12 protein-coding genes, 2 pseudogenes and 1 riboswitch are annotated in these 15,481 nt (G+C 62.4%); of the genes and pseudogenes, 7 read left to right on the top strand and 7 right to left on the bottom strand.

Going from position 1 to position 15,481, the window contains the following annotated elements; all coding sequences use genetic code 11:
• Positions 1–36 precede the first annotated feature (36 nt).
• From BLT09_RS03695 to BLT09_RS03680, 4 genes and pseudogenes are all read right to left on the bottom strand, one after another.
• The gene (locus BLT09_RS03695) at positions 37–2,724 is read right to left on the bottom strand and encodes an EAL domain-containing protein (RefSeq protein ID WP_091590694.1); all 2,688 of its coding nucleotides are present in this window, start codon (positions 2,722–2,724) and stop codon (positions 37–39) included.
• A 455-nt stretch (positions 2,725–3,179) separates the two neighbouring features.
• A pseudogene (locus BLT09_RS03690) lies at positions 3,180–4,180 on the bottom strand (FecCD family ABC transporter permease).
• 29 nt (positions 4,181–4,209) lie between these two features.
• On the bottom strand, positions 4,210–5,157 hold the full coding sequence (locus BLT09_RS03685; RefSeq protein WP_091590692.1) for an ABC transporter substrate-binding protein: 948 nt from the start codon (positions 5,155–5,157) through the stop codon (positions 4,210–4,212).
• On the bottom strand, positions 5,154–5,966 hold the full coding sequence (locus BLT09_RS03680; protein ID WP_091590691.1) for an ABC transporter ATP-binding protein: 813 nt from the start codon (positions 5,964–5,966) through the stop codon (positions 5,154–5,156). Before BLT09_RS03680 ends, BLT09_RS03685 begins: the two co-directional genes overlap by 4 nt.
• 87 nt (positions 5,967–6,053) lie before the next feature.
• A riboswitch (cobalamin riboswitch) is annotated at positions 6,054–6,253 on the bottom strand.
• A gap of 249 nt (positions 6,254–6,502) precedes the next feature.
• Here BLT09_RS03680 and BLT09_RS03675 point away from each other — a divergent pair.
• On the top strand, positions 6,503–7,336 hold the full coding sequence (locus tag BLT09_RS03675; RefSeq protein ID WP_091590885.1) for an AraC family transcriptional regulator: 834 nt from the start codon (positions 6,503–6,505) through the stop codon (positions 7,334–7,336).
• A gap of 175 nt (positions 7,337–7,511) precedes the next feature.
• Here BLT09_RS03675 and BLT09_RS03665 read toward each other — a convergent pair whose 3' ends face one another.
• Complete coding sequence (locus BLT09_RS03665) at positions 7,512–8,447, bottom strand: bifunctional helix-turn-helix transcriptional regulator/GNAT family N-acetyltransferase (protein ID WP_091590688.1); 936 nt, start codon at positions 8,445–8,447, stop codon at positions 7,512–7,514.
• A gap of 250 nt (positions 8,448–8,697) precedes the next feature.
• Here BLT09_RS03665 and groES point away from each other — a divergent pair.
• The 3 genes and pseudogenes from groES to BLT09_RS03650 all read left to right on the top strand — a co-directional run.
• Positions 8,698–8,991, top strand: a pseudogene (groES, locus tag BLT09_RS03660) (co-chaperone GroES); the annotation flags it as partial.
• Positions 8,992–9,056: 65 nt separating this feature from the next.
• Positions 9,057–10,712 (top strand): chaperonin GroEL, encoded by a 1,656-nt coding sequence (gene groL / locus BLT09_RS03655; RefSeq protein WP_091590686.1) that lies wholly within the window; start codon positions 9,057–9,059, stop codon positions 10,710–10,712.
• A gap of 275 nt (positions 10,713–10,987) precedes the next feature.
• On the top strand, positions 10,988–11,389 hold the full coding sequence (locus BLT09_RS03650; RefSeq protein ID WP_091590684.1) for a type II toxin-antitoxin system HicB family antitoxin: 402 nt from the start codon (positions 10,988–10,990) through the stop codon (positions 11,387–11,389).
• Positions 11,390–11,445: 56 nt separating this feature from the next.
• On the opposite strand, the gene BLT09_RS03645 is transcribed toward BLT09_RS03650, so the two are convergent.
• Complete coding sequence (locus BLT09_RS03645) at positions 11,446–12,045, bottom strand: TetR/AcrR family transcriptional regulator (RefSeq protein ID WP_091590682.1); 600 nt, start codon at positions 12,043–12,045, stop codon at positions 11,446–11,448.
• Between the two features lie 118 nt (positions 12,046–12,163).
• Between BLT09_RS03645 and BLT09_RS03640 the strand changes: the two genes are divergently transcribed.
• Both BLT09_RS03640 and BLT09_RS03635 read left to right on the top strand, forming a co-directional pair.
• On the top strand, positions 12,164–12,613 hold the full coding sequence (locus tag BLT09_RS03640) for an OsmC family protein (protein WP_091590680.1): 450 nt from the start codon (positions 12,164–12,166) through the stop codon (positions 12,611–12,613).
• Positions 12,614–12,630: 17 nt separating this feature from the next.
• A complete protein-coding gene (locus BLT09_RS03635) occupies positions 12,631–13,017 on the top strand; it encodes a nuclear transport factor 2 family protein (protein WP_091590883.1) in 387 nt (128 codons plus the stop codon).
• Positions 13,018–13,029: 12 nt separating this feature from the next.
• Here BLT09_RS03635 and BLT09_RS03630 read toward each other — a convergent pair whose 3' ends face one another.
• Positions 13,030–13,641: a LysE family translocator gene (locus BLT09_RS03630; protein WP_091590678.1), complete on the bottom strand. Its 612-nt coding sequence runs from the start codon at positions 13,639–13,641 to the stop codon at positions 13,030–13,032.
• Positions 13,642–14,133: 492 nt separating this feature from the next.
• On the opposite strand from BLT09_RS03630, the gene BLT09_RS03625 reads away from it, so the two are divergent.
• Complete coding sequence (locus tag BLT09_RS03625; RefSeq protein WP_167366312.1) at positions 14,134–15,438, top strand: metal-dependent hydrolase family protein; 1,305 nt, start codon at positions 14,134–14,136, stop codon at positions 15,436–15,438.
• Positions 15,439–15,481: the final 43 nt, after the last annotated feature.

The following is a 15,481-nucleotide window of genomic DNA, read 5'->3' as shown; positions in this document are numbered from 1 at the left end:
AATGCCGCCTTGGCTGAGGAGATCATGGTCGACCCGTCAATCCATGGGTTCGCCACTGAGCATTTTCTCGATGTCAGGGGCCGAAACCGGCTCGCTGAAATGATAGCCCTGCATTTCATCGCAATTGTTCTTGCGCAAGAAGGCCACCTGATCGTCCGTCTCGACGCCCTCGGCGATGACCCTCAGATTCAGATTTTGACCCAATGATATTACGGCGCTGGCGACAGCCTGGTCGTTTTCGTCAGCAGCGATATCGTTGATGAACGACTTGTCGATTTTCAGCCGCGCCACTGGAAAGGTCTTGAGCGCACTGAGGCTGGAGTAGCCTGTTCCGAAATCGTCGATCGAGATCTGAACGCCCAGGTTTTGCAGCTGATTCATCGTTGCGACCGCCAGGTCGATATCCTGCATGATCAGGCTTTCGGTCACCTCCAGCTCGAGATATCTGGCCTCCAGACCGCTGACGTTCAGGGCATCGGCGACGCGGCCGATCAGGTTCTTTTCCCTGAATTGCCGCGTCGACACATTCACGCAGACGGTCATCGGCGGCAGGCCGGCATCCTGCCATGCCTTGTTCTGCCGACAGGCCTCGTGCAGGACCCAATCGCCGATCGGCACGATCAGACTTGTCTCCTCGGCCGTCGGAATGAAGGCGGTCGGTGCCAACATGCCCCGCGTCGGATGATTCCAGCGTATTAATGCTTCGACGGCAAAGACGTGGCCCGACCGAAGATCGACCTGCGGCTGGTAGAACAGCGTGAATTCCAAACGGGCCAGGGCGTTACGCAAGTCCTCCTGAAGCACGAATTTCTCATGCGCTCTGGTGTTGAATTCGGGAGCGTAGAACTGGAAATTGTCGCGGCCGAATTCCTTGGCGCGATACATGGCCGCATCGGCATTGGCCAGCAGCGTGTCGGGGCTGGTCCCATCCTTGGGGTAGCTGGCGATGCCGATACTGGCCGTCGCCCTCAGCCGATGTGCTCCGAGCTGAACCGGCTCTGCAATCGCCGCCCGAATGGCTTGCAGGGTCTCGGAGATGAGATCGACATTCGTCGGTTGATCGAACAGAACGACGACGAATTCGTCGCCACCAAGCCGCACGACCGTATCGGTCGCCCTTACGCGCTCGACGATACGGCCAGCTACGGTCTTCAACAGCTCGTCCCCGGCATTGTGGCCAAGCGTGTCGTTGACGAGTTTGAAATTGTCCAGATCGATGAACACCACCGTCACCCAGCGATCATATCGCTGCGCGTAGAGGATCGCCTGCGAAAGCCGGTCCTCGAGCAGAGCGCGATTGGGCAGTCCGGTCAGCACATCATGGTTGGCCATGAAGTGGATCCGATCTTCGGCCAGCTTGCGCTCGATGGCGATCCCGGCAATACGCGTCGTGAAATCGATGAGCCGGGTCTCGGCCGCGGTCGGCCCGCGCACGGTCGTCGAGTACATGGCAAAGACGCCCAGCACAGCGCCCTGGTGCGACAGGATCGGGGTCGACCAGCACGAACGGTAGCCATAGGCCGCCGCCAATTCGCAGTGATCGTGCCAAAGCGGGTCGTGCATGATGTCCGCGACAATGACCGGCTCGCGCCGGTAGGCAGCGGTTCCGCAGGATCCCATTTTGGGGCCGACGGCGATCCCGTCGATGGCGCTCGTATAGGCCTTTGCCAAGCTCGGCGCGGCGCCGTGCCGCAAGTGGCTGCCATCCTTGTCGAGCAACAGGACGGAACCGAATATTCCCGTCAACTGAGACTCGGCGAGGCGCATGAGGCAGTCGAGCACATCTTCGAGCGGGGCGCTCGTCGCGATCATTTCCAGTATCTGCGCCTGCCCGTCTCGAAGGGTGTCCGCCTGCTTGCGGGCGGTGATGTCGTGGGCGATGCCGACCAGACCGAAGATATCGTTTTGAACATTGCGCAACGGCACCTTCGTCGACGAAAACCATTTGCCGGCGCCTGACGCATCGACAACGAACTCTTCCTCATCGATCATCGGCTGTCCGCTGCGCAGCACGCCTTGCTCGATGGCGCGAAACTTCTGCGCAAGCTCGGGGGCATGAAGATCGAAATCGGTCAAACCGATCATGTCACTGGTTTTGGCCTTGCCGCTGTCGGAAGCAATGGCCTTGTTGGCGACGACGAAGCGGCCTTCGGTGTCCTTCACCCACAGGTAGTCTGGCACCCAGTCGATCAGCGTTTGCAGCGAGATGCGCTCGTCGACGATCAGGCGATTGGCGGTGAGTTCCGTTATGTCCTCATGCGTGGCCACCCATCCGCCGTCAGGCATCGGCTGGTGGCAGATCTGAATTGTCCGGCCGTCGGTGAGATTGGCGGTCCAGTTTCTCAAGGTCGTGCCCGAATTGACCGCCCGGGCGAATGCGAGATAAGCGTCGCTGGCCATCGCGGATGTCCCGGCAGCGATGCGGCGTTCGACGATTTCGCCCAGCGTCCGGCCGGGACGCAAGTGTTCGGGGGCGATGCGGTAAATTTCCGCATAGCGGCGGTTGCACAGGATCAGCCGTTCAGCGGCGTCGAAAAAGCAGATGCCTTGCGAGATGTTGTCGATCGCCGTCTCGAATCGCAGCGCCTGTTGCTCAAGTGTTGCGATCGTAGCCCTGAGTTCGCGCTCGAGCGTCTCGTACGAGGAGCCCGCCAGTTTCGCCAGCGTGGCAAGCTCGGTCGATTCGGGCGCCTGGGCGGCTTGCCTCGATGATTTCGTGACCAAACACAGTTCCTCCGGTTCGGCGCCTGGCGCAAAGCAAGGAAAGCTCGCTGCAAGCTAAGCGACCGCATAGTGGTCCAGATATACTAATGGCGTGTGAACCGGGTCGATGCCGACCGGGGCATGGCGCAGTTCTTGCCTTCTCCGCTTGTGGGGAAGGTGGATCGGCGCGCAGCGCCGAGACGGTTGAGGAGTGCTGTGCTGTCGGTTCCAAGCTGGAGCACCCCTCATCCGGCCGCGGAGCCTGTCCTCGGGCTTGCCGGAGGCAAGACCCGTGGGCGGCCACCTTCTCCCACAAGGGGAGAAGGGGGGCCAATCTCATGCAGGCCCATCGCACATGATGGCCGATCCTGCCGGTGAAAATCTCGACAGGCGGTTCGGCGCGCTGCGCCGGTCCCAGAGGTCAGTCCAAAGACTCGGCATTGTGCCAGAAGCCGGCAAGTGTGCATGGCAGCCCATCATGAACGATTGCGAATGAGCATGGTGACCACGAAGAAAGCGCCGACCGAACTGGTGATGATGCCGATCGGCAGTTCCTGCGGCGGCAGCAGCGTGCGCGCCAGAAGGTCGCTTGCCAGCAGCAGCACCGCTCCGAAGAGGGCGCAGCTTGCAATCAGGCGCAGATGCAACGGGCCGGCCAGGGGCCGGGACAGATGCGGGATCATCAGCCCGACGAAACCGATGACACCTGCGACCGAGACCAGGATCGCCGTCGAGAAGGCAGCGACGAGAAACGCCGTCCTGCGCATCCGCACAACCGGCACCCCAAGACTTTCGGCAGCATTCTCGCCGGCCAGGAAGGCGTCGAGCTTGCGATGGTTCCACAGGCCATAAGCAAGAATGGTGCCCGCGCCAAGAGCAGCCAGCCCGACATTGTCCCATCGCGCCAGGCCGAGCCCGCCCATCGTCCAGAACAATACCGAGTGAGCGGCGCGCTGGTCTCCGGCGAAGACGAGATAGTTGGTCAGGGCGATGAACATGAACGAGACGGCAAGCCCGGCCAGTATCAGCCGTTCGGGGCCTTGCCCCCTCACCCGCGAAACCAGCAAAAGCACGATGCCGGCGGCCAATATCCCGCCGGTGAAGGCGGCAACCGGCAACGTCCAGATGCCGAAACGGTCGCCAAAAATGGTGATGACGGAAACAGCGCCTGCCGCGGCACCGGAGGACAGCCCGAACAGGAACGGATCGGCGAGATCGTTTCGGGTTACCGTCTGCAGCAGCGCGCCGATGACGCCCAGCCCGGCGCCGACACAGATTCCATGATCGTGCGCGGCAGCCTGAGATCGACAATTATCTTGGCAACCGGGATATTGCCGACCGAACCGGGCACGAGATCTCCGTCCAGCCCGGCCGCATGTCCGAGCGCAGCAACCACGTCGCTCAACGCTATGACCGTCGATCCATAGGCGATCGACAGCAGAGCAAGAGCGGCGATTGCTGCCGCTCCTGCTGCCATGGCCAATTCGAACGCCCTGTGGCGCAAGCTCAGAAGGCTTCCGGGTGCATCGCGCTGGCGATCTTGCCGATCGCCTCGATGTTGGCGGGTCCAGGCGTCAGCTCGCCATAGCGCAGCGCGACGAAGCGCTCATTCCGGACCGCGTCGGTCTCCTTCATTGCCGGATGGACTTTGAGGAAGTCGAGCAGTTTCCTGTAACCGCCGACGTCCTGGTAGTCGAGCAGGATCAGGAACTGCGGATTGCGGGAAGCGACCGTTTCCCAATCCGTGTTGCCCCAGCTCGTCTGCATGTCGGCCATGATGTTGTCGCCGCCGGCAGCGGCGATCATGGCGCTGGGGATCGCGAACTTGCCTGATGTGAAGGGTTTGTCTTCGCCGGAGTCGTAGAGAAACACCCGCGTCCCCTCGCGGTCGCCGACCTTTGCCGTGATATCGGCGAGTTGCGCTTTCCAGCCTGAAACGAGTTTTTTCGCCTCGGCCTCCTTGCCGAAAATCCTGCCCAGCTTTTCGATGTCGCCGTAGAGCAGGTCCATCGAGGCGGCGGGGCGGTTGTTGTCGAGATGGACGCAGCTTTCCGTCAGCACCAGCGTCTTGATGCCGTGTGGCGCCAGCGTATCGGGCGTTACCTCGCCGCCCGGCTTCATGCCGTAATACCAGCCGGCGAAGAAGAAATCGGGCTCGACCGCGACCAGGTTTTCGAGCGTCGGGTATTTCGGCGCAAGTTCCGGAATCGCGCCCTGCTCGGCCTTGAATTCCGGACCGACCTTGTACCATCCGGTGATGCCGGTCAGGCCGACGATCGACGGTTGCAGCCCCAGCGCGAAGGCCATCTCGGCCATGTTCATATCCTGGATGACGGCGCGCTTCGGCGCGGCGTCGAACGTCAGCGGTGTGCCGCAGCTGTCGACTGTTACCGGGAAAGCGAAGGCGGTCTGGGCAAGCACCAGAGAGGCAAAAGACAGTGCGAGGCGTTTCACGGATGTTGCTCCTTGGTTAGATCAGAAGAGGCACGGTTCGGGACTTCGAACACCCTGAGTTCGCGGTCTTCGGTCGGATGGCGCAGCCGAAGCACGTCGACGCCGAAAATCTCGCGGATCAACTGCTTGGTCAGCGCCTCGCGCGGACCGGCGAGTGCCTGCAGGCGGGCCTCGTTGATCACCGCGACCCTGGTGGCAAATGGCGTGACCAGCGACAGATCATGCAGCACCGCCACGACGGTCATGCCAAGCTGCGATACGAGTTCGAGAAGTTCGCTGCGGGCGCGCGGATCGAGATGATTGGTCGGTTCATCGAGGAACAGGATTTTCGGCTCCTGGGCGATGGCGCGCGCCAGCTGGGCGCGTTGCCGCTCACCACCCGATAGCGAGCCGATCGTGCGGCCGAGCAGCGGCAGCAGGCCGGTTCTGCGAAGCGCTTCGACGACGATGTCGCGTTGCTCGCTCCTGCGTCGCAAGCCGGCATGCGGGACCCGCCCAAGTCCGACGTAGTCGATCACGGCAAGCCGCGGATCGGGCTGATCGGTCTGGCCGACGACCGCCATGTGCAGCGCCCGCTCGGCGGCCGGAAACGTCTCCAGCCGGCGTCCGGAAAATCTCACATCTCCCGCGCTCGGCCGCAGCGTGCCGCATAGCATGCGCAGCAGCGTCGTCTTGCCGGCGCCGTTGGGACCGATGATGGCGAGGCGGTCTCCCGCCGCGACCGAAAGGCTGACCGCACTGACCAGGCGCTGGCCATTCGCCGTGGCGCTCAGTTCACGCGCTTCAAGAAGAGGCTGGCAGGCGTCCAACTTACCGTCACTTTCTCAATGGCGACGGAAGGAAGCTGGACCGGCCGACAAGACCGATGTCCACGTCTCCTCCCGGCACACCCCGTCCGGTCAACTCGTGCGATGCAGGTCTCCTGGCTCGCGGGTCCTTGCGCCATCCTGCCTTCCCAGCCTTGGCCAGTGGCATTTCGGATTTTGCTCGCCGCTTACAGTTGCGGGGGCAGCCACGGCCTCGATCCGAAGATCTCACCGTGTTCCCTTTTCACCCCTCGCCTTTCGGCTTGGGGACCATCAGTCAGCCACCCTAATTTTCCGCCAATCCCGGGTTCCGGAGTGCCCCGCGAGCAATGGTCTTGTCAGAACGAGCATACCGAATCTCGTAATGTAATAACGTTACTACTTAAAAGACAACGCCTGCTCCCGTCAAGCCCTTCGCCCAACGCCTTCGACTTGCCGACCACCGTCGCATTGCGCGGTGCGCAATTTCGATCAAACTGCCTCCACCAGGAAGCGATACCATGACCTGGCCAATGCGCAGTCCCACAGCAAGGAGCCATATGAACCCGACCGAGAAAGCGCTGTGGTTCGTCGAAAGCCATCTGCCGGAGGCCATCTCGCTCGACGATGTCGCCAACAGCAGCGGTGTGTCGCGCTTTCACGTGACGCGGGCTTTCGGTGCGGCGACCGGACGTTCGGTGATGGGCTACCTGCGTTCTCGCCGGCTGACCGAGGCGGCGCGCAGGCTCGCCGCCGGCGCACCGGACATCCTCTCGGTCGCGCTCGACGCCGGCTATGCCTCGCATGAGGCTTTCACCCGTGCCTTCCGCGACCAGTTCGGCACCACGCCGGAACTGGTGCGCGCGCAAGGCTCGCTCAAAAACCTCGATCTCGTGGAGCCGATCCTGATGGACCAGTCCTTCCTCGCCAATCTCGAGCCGCCGCGTTTCGAAACCAGCCGGCCGTTCCTCATCGCCGGTCTCGGCGAGCGCTACAGCTGCGAAACCAGCGCCGGCATTCCGATGCAGTGGCAGCGGTTCGGCCCCTATGTCGGCAACATTCCAGGCGAGGTCGGCGACATCGCCTATGGCGTCTGCGTCAACGGCGACGATGCAGGCAATTTCGACTATATCGCCGGCGTCGAGGTGTCCGATTTTTCGGACCTGCCGAAGGAGTTTTCGCGCGTACGCGTGCCGGCGCAGAAATACGCCGTGTTCGCCCATCGTGACCACATCTCGACCATCCGCCGCACGGTCAACACGATCTGGAACAAATGGCTGCCGGCCTCCGGGCACAAGATTGCCGACGCGCCCGAATTCGAGCGCTACGGTCCCGAATTCGATCCGCGCAGCGGCAATGGCGGGCTGGAAATCTGGATACCGGTCAAAGGGTGAGGAAGCCTCCGCCTTGTCTTGCCTTATCCCCTTGTGGGAGAAGGTGGCCTCGCGAAGCGAGGTCGGATGAGGGGTGTTCCAGCTTGGCACCGCCGGCACTCCGGCCAACGCCCCTCAACCGTCTCGGCGCTGCGCGCCGATCCACCTTCTCCCACAAGGGGAGAAGGGAAAAATGCTACAACTCCAGGTTCCAGTTCTGGCCGACCAGATCCTTGCCGAAGGCGTGGTGGCGTTCCTGATTGGCCAGCTTGAACCCGGCCGCCTCGTAGATGCGGCGCGCTGAGGTGAGCACGTCGTTGGTCCACAGCGTCAATTTCTTGTAGCCCTTGGCACGGGCAAAGCCGATGCATTCCTCGACCAGCCGCCTGCCGATGCCGAGACCGCGCGCCGAGGGTTCGACATAGAGCAGGCGCAGCTTCGCCACCGCGTCCGACTGGCGCACGAGAAAGACCGAGCCGACGACTTCCCCTTCCCGTTCGGCGATCCAGCTGCGTTCCCATTTCGGATCGTAGGATTTGACGAAGGCGCCGAGGATTTCGGCGACCAGCGCCTCATAAGTTTCGTCCCAGCCATATTCCTGCGCATAGAGCAGGCCCTGGCGATGGATGATCCAGCCGATGTCGCCGACCTGCAAGGACCGCAGCATGTAAGGGACCCTGGGCTCTGCACTCTCGCCCAGCAGGCGCTGCACCGTCTGCATCGCCTTGACCAGCCTGTCCTGTTCCGGTGCGGAAAGCCGGTCGAGCAGGGCCGCGACCTGATCGTGCGAACCCTGGTTCAGCGGCGCGAACGCCGCTCTTCCCGCCGGCGTCAGCGCAATCGACGAGCGCCGAGCATCGGCTTGCGTCGCCACGCGCTCGACCAGGCCGCGCTCCTCGAACTTTTTCAGCAACCGACTGAGATAGCCGGGGTCGAGACCGAGATCGCACGCAAGATCGGTGGCGGTCAGGCCATCGCGATGCGCCAGTTCATAGAGCACACGGGCCTCGGTCAGCGAGAAGGCGCTTTTCAGCAGCCCTTCATCGAGCAGCCCGATCTGGCGGGTGTAGAAGCGGTTGAAGCCCCGCACAGCATCGATCCGCTCCCTGCCGGGTTGATGATGAATCGTCATGGCATCCTCCTGCCCGCACAAGATCAACCATTTAGTTGACTTAGTCAAGTATCAGTTCGAAGCAGGCTGCGGCTGTCGATCAGCCCACTCAGCGCCTTGACTCTCGCCAGCCACCGGCTTATCTCACCGCCACGTTAGCACTCGCCATTGGTGAGTGCTAAGCGTAGGTCCGGCGCCGCCGGGCTTATAGGTTTGTCCGGCGCCGCCGGACGGAGGAACTATTCTCACCATTCTCACCGAGGAATAAAAAATGGCAAAGTCGAAGTTCCGCCCGCTTCATGACCGCGTGGTCGTACGCCGGGTTGAATCCGAATCCAAGACTGCCGGCGGGATCATCATCCCCGACACGGCGAAGGAAAAGCCGCAGGAAGGCGAGATCATCGCCGTTGGTTCCGGCGCCCGCGACGAAGCCGGCAAGCTCGTCCCGCTGGACGTCAAGGCCGGCGATCGCATCCTGTTCGGCAAGTGGTCGGGCACCGAAGTCAAGCTCAATGGCGAAGACCTTCTGATCATGAAGGAATCCGACATCATGGGCATCATCGGCTCATATCAGGCCCTTTCGTCAACTGAATTCCCGGGCTCGATTGAAGCCCCTGCCAGGAGCTAAAAATGGCTGCCAAAGACGTAAAATTTTCTCGTGATGCCCGTGAGCGCATGCTGCGCGGCGTCAACATCCTCGCCGACGCAGTGAAGGTCACGCTCGGCCCCAAGGGCCGCAACGTGGTCATCGACAAGTCGTTCGGCGCCCCGCGCATCACCAAGGACGGCGTCACCGTCGCCAAGGAAATCGAGCTTGAGGACAAGTTCGAGAACATGGGCGCGCAGATGGTCCGCGAAGTTGCTTCGAAGACCAACGACATCGCCGGCGACGGCACCACGACCGCGACCGTTCTGGCGCAGTCGATCGTCCAGGAAGGCCACAAGGCGGTTGCCGCCGGCATGAACCCGATGGACCTGAAGCGCGGCATCGACCTCGCGGTCAGCGACGTCGTCTCGACGCTGATCAAGAACGCCAAGAAGATCAAGACCTCGGAAGAGGTTGCCCAGGTCGGCACCATCGCCGGCAATGGCGATGCCTCGGTCGGCTCGATGATCGCCGAAGCGATGCAGAAGGTCGGCAATGAGGGCGTCATCACGGTCGAGGAAGCCAAGACCGCCGAGACCGAACTCGAAGTCGTCGAAGGCATGCAGTTCGACCGCGGCTATCTCTCGCCCTACTTCGTCACCAACGCCGACAAGATGGTTGCGGATCTGGAAGACGCCTACATCCTTCTCCACGAGAAGAAGCTCTCCAACCTGCAGGCCATGCTGCCGATCCTCGAGGCTGTCGTGCAGACCTCGAAGCCGCTGGTCATCATCTCGGAAGACGTCGAAGGCGAGGCCCTGGCCACGCTGGTCGTCAACAAGCTGCGTGGCGGCCTGAAGATCGCCGCCGTCAAGGCGCCGGGTTTTGGTGATCGCCGCAAGGCCATGCTGGAAGACATCGCCATCCTCACCGGTGGCCAGGTCATTTCCGAAGACCTCGGCATCAAGCTCGAGAATGTCGGCCTCAACATGCTCGGCCGCGCCAAGAAGGTGTCGATCTCCAAGGAGAACACCACCATCGTCGACGGCGCCGGCAAGAAGGCCGAGATCCAGGGCCGCGTCGCCCAGATCAAGCAGCAGATCGAGGAGACCACCTCGGACTATGACAAGGAGAAGCTGCAGGAACGTCTCGCCAAGCTGGCGGGCGGCGTTGCCGTCATCCGCGTCGGCGGTGCGACCGAGATCGAAGTCAAGGAAAAGAAGGACCGCGTCGATGACGCCCTCAACGCGACCCGCGCGGCCGTCGAAGAAGGCATCGTTCCCGGCGGCGGCGTCGCGCTGCTGCGCGCTTCGCTGAGCATCAAGGCTGTCGGCGCCAACTCCGACCAGACCGCCGGCATCGCCATCGTGCGTCGCGCGCTGCAGGCTCCGGCCCGTCAGATCGCGGCCAACGCCGGTGCGGAAGCCTCGATCGTTGCCGGCAAGATCCTCGAGAACAAGGGCCCGACCTTCGGCTTCAACGCCCAGACCGGCGAATATGGCGACATGATCGCCATGGGTATCGTCGATCCGGTCAAGGTCGTGCGCACGGCTCTCCAGGACGCGGCCTCGGTCGCCGGCCTGCTGGTCACCACCGAAGCCATGATCGCGGAGGCTCCGAAGAAGGAGTCGGCTGGCGGCGGCATGCCAGGCGGCATGGGCGGCGGCGGCATGGGCGGCATGGGCGGCATGGATTTCTAATCCACGCATCAAAGTTCCCATACGGAAAGGGCGCCGAAAGGCGCCCTTTTTGTATGTCATGAACACAATGGCCGTGCCAGCCGCGATCGGCGGGCGAGACCTCCTGTACCGCTGTACAATTTGGCAGAGTCACGGCATGGAATCCTAGCGCCTCCGCTACGTCGCTTCGCTCCTGCTCCGCCCCAGGATGACGAAGGCAACGTCGTTTCGGCTAATCTTCAGCGCTGGCGATTTGCTGGTTGCACAATGGCTGCTCAACAAAGCAAGATAAGAAGATGCGCTACATCGCTTTTATTCGCAAAGATCCTGATAGCGTCTATGGCGTCGACTTTCCCGATATGCCCGGCTGCATTTCGGCTGGCGACACGATAGACGAGGCTGTGCGCAACTCTGTCGAGGCGCTTTCCGGTCATGTGCGAATGCTGGAGGCCGACGGCGATCCGGTGCTTTCCGCTCGCGATTTCGATGCGATTGCAAATGATCCAGAACTTGCGGAGGAACGCGAAGGCGCTATGACGACGGTCGTTCCGCTGATCCGTGACCGTGGTTCCACAACGCGTATCAACGTATCCTTCGATCTTGGCCTGCTTGAAGCTATCGATGCCACGGCGCGTGAACGGGGACAAACCCGCTCCGCCTTCCTTGCTTCGGCCGCACGCAAAGAGATTGTTGACTAGTCGTGCAGACGAGGGGCTGGCCAGGGCCGAGCCTTTCAAGCTCAAAACAAGCAGTATCAGCTCGCCGTTACAGCGACCTCTTTGGCCGGCAATGCACCCTCTATCAGCGCGGCGACTTCATCGGCTACCGCCAGCACCGGGGCGCGGTCGCGGCTGGCGCGCGCGATCACCATCAGCCCCTCCAGCGATGATTCGACAAGCAGCGCCAGGGCGCGGGCGCGGCGCTCGGACACCCCGGCCCTGACGAAGGCCGCCTGCAGCAGGCCTACCCATTGCTCGAAAGCCGACCGGCACAGTTCGGCCAGTTCCGGCACGTCGGCCGGCGAGTCCAGCACCACCGGTGCGATCGGACAGCCAAGCGTGAACTGGTTGTCCTCCAGCATGCGTGCGACCGACTGGTAGATGTGGTGGACAGCCACCGCCGGATCTTTTTCGGCGGCCAGCTCTTCGCCAAGCCATCGAGACACCTTGTCCACGCTGTCGCGCGTCACCTCGATGACCAATTGGTCCTTGCCGCCCGGAAAATGAAAGTAGAGCGATCCTCTTGGCGCACCGGAGGCGCTCAAGAGGTCGTTGAGCGAGGTGCCGTGATAGCCGCGCTGCCTCAGCAGCAGCGCCGTCGCCTCGATGATGCGGATGCGGGTGTCGTTCGCCATGTCAACCTCTGTCAGGAGTGAGCACTATAGGCTTGCGCCGAATATGACAATCGGTCTATATAATATGTAGATCAGTCTATATATTCAGCACCATTCCATCGAAGAGGAGAACGACAAAATGACCATTCGTGAAGCAGAGGCCCAATGGCAGGGTTCGTTGAAAGAAGGCTCGGGCCGGCTGCGGCTCGGCAGCGGCGTCTTCGAAGGCGCCTATTCCTTCCCATCGCGCTTCGAAAACGGTCCCGGCACCAATCCCGAGGAACTGATTGCGGCGGCGCATGCCGGCTGCTTTTCAATGGCGCTGAGCGCCATACTGGGCAGCGGCGGCCATGTCCCCGTACGGATTCACACCGTCGCCAAGGTGCATCTCGGCACGAGCACGGCAGGACCGACGCTCACCCGCATCGACCTTGAAACGGAAGCCGAAATCCCGGGCCTGGCGCCCGAGGAATTCCAGCGCCTTGCCCAATCGGCGAAAGCAACATGCCTCGTCTCCCGGGCTTTGGCGGGCGTAGCGGATATCAGGCTCAAGGCCGACCTCGTCACGGCCGCCGCTGCGGAAAAATGAAATCAGGAGGTACCGAGATGGAACGGGATAGCATCATTGTCGTCCATCCCGACGACCAATCCAGACAGACGGTCGAGATCATGCGGCGCTTCAACGACGTGTTCCAGCTTCATGATCCGTCGGCACTCCCGGGCCTGGTGGCCGAGGACTGCGTCATCGAAAACACCGTGCCGGCGCCGGATGGCGCCCGCCATGCCGGCCGGGAGGCATGCGTGCGGCTGTGGTCGGCGATCGCCAGCGAACCCGGCACCTGTTTTGACATCGAGGAGACGTTCGTCGCCGGTGAACGGGCGACAATCCGCTGGCGTTATTGGCCGGCCGACGGCAACTCCATCCGTGGCGTCAATCTGATGCGCGTAGCGGACGGGCTGATCGTCGAAGCGATGGGATACGTCAAGGGCTAGCGCCAACAGGCGCTACCGCTCGGTCAGCGCCAGTTTTGCGCCGAGCGCGACGAAGGCGCCGGCGAAGGTGCGGCGCATCCAGGTGAGCACCATCGGCCGCGACACGACATGGCTGCGGATCGAGGCGGCGAAGATGCCGTAGCCGACAAAGACGATGAAGGTCAAAAGCATGAAGACGGAGCTGAGCTCCAGCATCTTCGACAGCGCGTGCGGTTCGGTGGTGCTGACGAACTGCGGCAGGAAGGCGAAGAAGAAAATCGACAGCTTCGGGTTGAGGATGTTGATGAGGATGCCTGAGGTGATCACCTTGCCGGTCGTGCGCGGCGCGACATCCTGCCCGAGGTTCAAGCTGCCGCTCTCCTTCAGCGTGTTCCACGCCATGTAGAGCAGATAGGCGACGCCCAGATATTTCAGCGTCTCGAAGGCGAGCGCGCTGGTGTGCAGCAGCGCCGCCAGACCGGTGATGGCGGCCGCCATGTGCGGAATGATGCCGAGCGTGCAACCAACAGCCGCGATGATGCTGGCGCGCGCGCCACGCGAAAGTCCGGCGCTCAGCGTATAGAGAACGCCGGTGCCGGGCGAAGCCACGACGATCAGCGACGTCAACAAGAATTCGATGCTCACGATGCGTCCTCCGGTGACCTGCCGCCGGCAAGGTAGCCAGCGAAACGCGCGGGCACAAGCCAGCCCGAAGACCGTTAGTGCCTCATTTCGAATTTCGGGTCACGACCCAAGGCGGTATCCCTCGGCGGGATTTTAAAACCAACTCCCGTAGGCGACGTTTCGTCAGAATCGTCAGCTCGTTTCCTAAGGCAAACCTTGCACTGCTGGCCCTGCCGTCATCGCATTGGCCTGACTTTGGACACCACCTTCACTGCGAACGAGGCCAGTCCGGTGCCAGTCCGGAACACTTCTTGACCCGATGCCGTGTAAGCTACAAACTTGTCCTTGCGCCGTGACCACCTCTCCTGAAGCGGGATAATCGTCATGTGTCACAAATCCTCTGGATCGCAGGAGCTGACGAAAGGCAAGGTTGCGGCGCATGCCCTGTCCTGCGCCGCTGTGTTGTTCTTTGTTGCGCGCCCGGTTTTCACGATGCTTCGCTCTGGCAGACAAATGCTTGCGGCGGCTCTCCTGCTTGGACTTTGCGCCAGCGCGAGCGCCGATGACGTGCTTTTCGAAAACGTCCGTATATTCGACGGGAAGGGCGCCGCACTTTCGGCTCCGTCGAGTGTGCTGGTGCAGGGCAACCTGATCGCGCGGATTTCGACAAGTCCCATCGCGGCCGAGGGTGTGCAGCGCATCGCCGGCAACGGGCGAACGCTGATGCCGGGGCTGATCGATGCGCATTGGCACGCAATGCTGATTGCATCCACCCCGGCAGAGGCGATGGGCGACATCGGCTTCGCCAATCTTGCGGCCGGCGACGAGGCGACGGATACGCTGATGCGCGGCTTCACCACCGTTCGCGACGTGGGCGGGCCGGTGTTCGGCCTCAAGCGCGCGATAGATCAAGGCATCGTCGCGGGACCGCGCATCTATCCGTCCGGAGCCATGATCACCGTGACCAGCGGGCATGGGGATTTCCGCCAGCTCAGCGACTTGCCCCGGACGATCGGCGGCTTGTTCACCCCCATGGAGAGGAACGGCGGCAGCATAGTCGTGGACAGTCCCGACGAGGTGCGTTTGCGTGCCCGCGAGCAATTCATGCAGGGGGCCGCGCTGCTGAAGCTGACAGCGGGCGGTGGAGTGTCGTCGCCCCACAGCCCGCTCGACGTCACCACCTTCACCGAGCCCGAACTGCGGGCCGCCGTTGAAATTGCCGAGAATTGGGGCACCTACGTCGCCGCGCACGCCTTCACCTCGGATGCGATCCGGAAGGCTGTCGCGGCTGGCGTCAAGTGCATCGAACACGGCTTCCTCATGGACGAGGCAACCGCCAAGCTGATCGCCGAAAAGGACGTTTGGCTGAGCTTGCAGCCGCTTCCCGAATTGATGAGGACAGGCCTCCGAGAGGGTTCGGTCGAGCGAGCCAAGGCCGATGAGGTGTGGCCGGGCATCGGCAGGACCTACCAACTCGCGAAGAAATACAAGATCAAGACGGCATGGGGCACCGATGTCCTGTTCTCCCGCGCGCTGGCGAAGCAGCAGGGAGCAATCCTGGCGTCGCTTGTGCGTTGGTACACGCCTGCCGAAGCGCTCGTCATGGCGACCGGGACCAATGCCGAGCTGCTCGCGCTGTCGGGCCTTCGCAATCCCTATCCGGGAAAGCTCGGCGTGATCGAAGAGGGCGCGCTCGCCGACCTCCTGCTCGTCGAAGGCAATCCGCTGGAGAACCTCGACCTGGTGGCCGATCCTGCCAACAACTTCAAAATCATCATGAAGGACGGCCTGATCTACAAAAACACGCTGACTCAGTGAGGAACGACTGAGCCGCCCGTCTCTACTCGACGCATCCGATGGC

Origin of the sequence: Mesorhizobium muleiense (assembly GCF_900099905.1) — a bacterium.
Taxonomy (GTDB): Bacteria; Pseudomonadota; Alphaproteobacteria; order Rhizobiales; family Rhizobiaceae; genus Mesorhizobium; species Mesorhizobium muleiense.
This window is presented reverse-complemented; position numbering and strand designations above follow the sequence as displayed.